Consider the following 3,678-nt stretch of genomic DNA (forward strand, 5'->3'; position numbering starts at 1 on the left):
CGCTGGACCGCGGGGCCCGGATGCTCGCCGTCGTCACGCCCCGGCGCATCACCGCGTTCCGCACCGCCGACGGCGACCTGCGCTGGGTGCTGCCCGCGCGCGCGGGCTGCGCCTTCGCACCGGCCACGTCCCTACGACGCGCGAACGCACTCCTGATCGCCCAGCCGTGCGCGGACGACACGGTGGCGTGGAGCGAGCGGATCGTGGCCGTGGACGGCCTCGGCAGGATCGCCGCGCACCGGACGCCCCTGGGCAACGAGCTGCCCGGACAGCGGCGGCCCGACGGCGCGGGCAAACGGCTTGCATCCCCCCGTTAAACTGGCTCGTATGACGTTTCTTCTCTGGGTGCATTAGCGGCGCCGACCGGCCCTCGCCCTGTCAATCCAGCCGTTAATCCAGTCCTGGAGCTTCACGTGATCACCGCATCCGGTATCGAACTGCGCGCCGGCGCCCGCATCCTCATCGAGAACGCCACCTTCCGCGTCGCCAAGGGCGACCGCATCGGCCTGGTCGGCCGCAACGGAGCGGGCAAGACGACCCTCACCAAGTGCCTCGCGGGCGAGGGCATGCCGGCCGGCGGCACCATCTCCCGCTCCGGCGAGGTCGGCTACCTGCCGCAGGACCCGCGCACCGGTGACCTCGACGTGCTGGCCCGCGACCGGATCCTGTCCGCCCGCGGCCTGGACACCCTGATCCGCAAGATGCGGGAGAACGAGCAGCGCATCGCGACCGGCTCGGGCGCCACCCAGGCCAAGGCGCTCAAGCAGTACGAGCGCCAGGAGACCGAGTTCCTCACCAAGGGCGGGTACGCCGCCGAGGCCGAGGCCGCCACCATCGCCGCCGCGCTCAACCTCCCGGACCGCGTGCTCGGCCAGCCCCTGCACACCCTGTCCGGCGGTCAGCGGCGCCGCATCGAGCTGGCCCGCATCCTCTTCTCGGACGCCGACACCCTGCTCCTCGACGAGCCGACGAACCACCTCGACGCGGACTCGATCGTCTGGCTGCGCGACTACCTGAAGACGTACAGCGGTGGCTTCATCGTGATCTCCCACGACGTCGAGCTGGTCGAGACGGTCGTCAACAAGGTCTTCTACCTGGACGCCAACCGCTCCCAGATCGACGTCTACAACATGGGCTGGAAGCTCTACCAGCAGCAGCGCGAGGCCGACGAGAAGCGCCGCAAGCGCGAGCGCCAGAACGCCGAGAAGAAGGCCGCGACGCTGAACGCGCAGGCCGACAAGATGCGCGCCAAGGCGACCAAGACCGTCGCCGCGCAGAACATGGCCAAGCGTGCCGACAAGCTCCTCGCGGGCCTCGAAGAGGTCCGCCAGTCCGACAAGGTCGCCAAGCTGCGCTTCCCCGAGCCCTCGCCCTGCGGCAAGACGCCGCTGATGGCGGAGGGGCTGTCGAAGTCGTACGGCTCGCTGGAGATCTTCACCGACGTCGACCTGGCCATCGACAAGGGCTCCCGGGTCGTCATCCTCGGCCTCAACGGCGCCGGCAAGACCACCTTGCTCAAGCTCCTCGGCGGCGCCGAGAAGCCCGACACCGGCCAGGTCATCGAGGGCCACGGCCTCAAGCTCGGCTACTACGCGCAGGAGCACGAGACGCTCGACCCGGAGCGCACCGTCCTGGAGAACATGCGCTCCGCCGCCCCCGACCTCGACCTGGTCGCGGTGCGCAAGACGCTCGGTTCGTTCCTGTTCTCCGGCGACGACGTCGACAAGCCGGCCGGGGTCCTGTCCGGCGGCGAGAAGACCCGTCTCGCGCTCGCCACGCTCGTGGTGTCGTCCGCGAACGTCCTGCTCCTCGACGAGCCCACGAACAACCTCGACCCCGCCAGCCGCGAGGAGATCCTCGGCGCACTGCGCACCTACAAGGGAGCCGTCGTCCTCGTCACGCACGACGAGGGCGCCGTCGACGCGCTCCAGCCGGAGCGCATCATCCTGCTCCCGGACGGTGTCGAGGACCTGTGGGGCCAGGGCTACGCGGACCTCGTCGCGCTCGCCTGAGCCCTCGGGCGCCCGCCGAACCCCTTTTTCAGGCGTCAGCAGGGCTTGATCGAAGGAATGATCCACTCGGTATGGATCATTCGGCCGATCCGTGATCCTTCATCTGAGTGAGATCGCCTCGTACCGTGGTGTGTCCTACACGGATTTTGGTGCCGCTCGGGCCGTGGAGCCCTTGTGGCGCCCGGGGAGTCGCTGACCTGGCGGTTCTTCGGCGGGAGTGGTTCCGGGGGCGGGAAAAGACCTCCGGAATCGCTAATTCCACTCGTGTGGATCGCCTTCCCTTCCGGAATTGCGCGCCTACGGACCTTGCCGAATGGGTGGCCAGGAAGGCCGTGAGGGGTGATCATGGGAAATCCAGAGCGCACTTCCCATGAGGAGGCACGGGTGGCCGAGACTCTGAAGAAGGGCAGCCGGGTAACCGGCGCCGCGCGCGACAAGCTCGCGGCAGACCTGAAGAAGAAGTACGACTCCGGTGCGAGCATCCGGGCACTGGCCGAGGAGACCGGCCGCTCGTATGGCTTCGTTCACCGGATGCTCAGCGAATCCGGGGTCACGCTGCGAGGTCGCGGCGGGGCCACGCGAGGCAAGAACAAGGCCGCGGCAAGCTGATGCGGCCGGCCCGCTCGCGCGGGTCAGCAAGGGTTCGTTCGGCTCACTGGTTCCTTCGGTGACCACCCGGTCGGTCGGCTGACCGGCCGGGTGGTTACTGTGCAGTCACTTAGGTAGTGACGACTGTGCAGACCCGGAGGTCCCGATGACCATGCCCGCACCGCTGCTCGACAAGGACGGCGTCCGGCTCACCGTCGACGACGCGATCGCCACGGTGACCCTGACCAACCCGGACAAGCGCAACGCCCAAAGTCCTGCGCTGTGGCGGGCGTTGGCCGCTGCCGGGAGTTCCCTGCCGGGGTCCGTGCGGGTGGTCGTGGTGCGCGCTGAGGGCAAGTCCTTCTCCGCGGGCCTGGACCGTCAGGCGTTCACGCCCGAAGGTTTCGACGGCGAGCCCTCGTTCATCGACATGGCGCGCGGCGGTGAGGAGTTCCTCGACTCCACCATCGCCGAGTACCAGGAGGCCTTCACCTGGCCGCGGCGCAGTGACCTCGTCTCCGTCGCCGCGGTACAGGGGCATGCGATCGGGGCGGGGTTCCAGCTCGCCCTCGCCTGCGACCTGCGCGTCGTCGCCGACGACGTGCAGTTCTCCATGCGCGAGACCAGCCTCGGCCTCGTACCGGACCTCACGGGCACGCAGCCGCTCGTCTCCCTGGTCGGCTACGCGCGGGCGCTGGAGATCTGCGTCACCGGACGCTACGTCCACGCCGACGAGGCCGTGGCCAGCGGCCTGGCCAACGTCGCCGTACCCGCGGACCAGCTGGACGCCGCGACCCGGGATCTGGTCGCCGCACTGCTCGCCGCGCCCCGGGACGCCGTGATCGAGACCAAGGCGCTGCTGCAGGGCGCCCCCGGCCGCACCCTCGACGAACAGCGGACGGCCGAGCGGGCCGCGCAGGGGCGCCGCTTGCGCGACCTGGCCGGGATCGGCGACTGACCCTCCCGCGCCGCACCGGTCCTATGCGTCCGTGACCAGCACCGCGACCGTCGGGGCGTCCCGCAGCGCCGTCGCCACGGCCTCGCGGACGCCCCGTGCCACGTCCAGGGCGCGCGCCTC

General features: G+C 70.1%; 3 protein-coding genes and 1 pseudogene. All 4 read left to right on the forward strand.

The window, feature by feature from the left end; all coding sequences use genetic code 11:
• Nucleotides 1-317, forward strand: a pseudogene (locus tag G3I40_RS30010) (hypothetical protein); the annotation flags it as partial.
• 96 nt (nt 318-413) lie between these two features.
• Nucleotides 414-2,012 (forward strand): ABC-F family ATP-binding cassette domain-containing protein, encoded by a 1,599-nt coding sequence (locus tag G3I40_RS30015; protein ID WP_164305775.1) that lies wholly within the window; start codon nt 414-416, stop codon nt 2,010-2,012.
• Nucleotides 2,013-2,396: 384 nt separating this feature from the next.
• On the forward strand, nt 2,397-2,621 hold the full coding sequence (locus G3I40_RS30020; protein WP_343245059.1) for a helix-turn-helix domain-containing protein: 225 nt from the start codon (nt 2,397-2,399) through the stop codon (nt 2,619-2,621).
• Nucleotides 2,622-2,766: 145 nt separating this feature from the next.
• Nucleotides 2,767-3,558, forward strand: coding sequence for an enoyl-CoA hydratase/isomerase family protein (locus tag G3I40_RS30025; RefSeq protein ID WP_164305777.1), 792 nt, complete (start codon nt 2,767-2,769; stop codon nt 3,556-3,558).
• The last annotated feature ends 120 nt before the right edge of the window (nt 3,559-3,678 follow it).

Source organism: Streptomyces sp. SID14478, assembly GCF_010548525.1.
Taxonomy (GTDB): domain Bacteria; phylum Actinomycetota; class Actinomycetes; order Streptomycetales; family Streptomycetaceae; genus Streptomyces.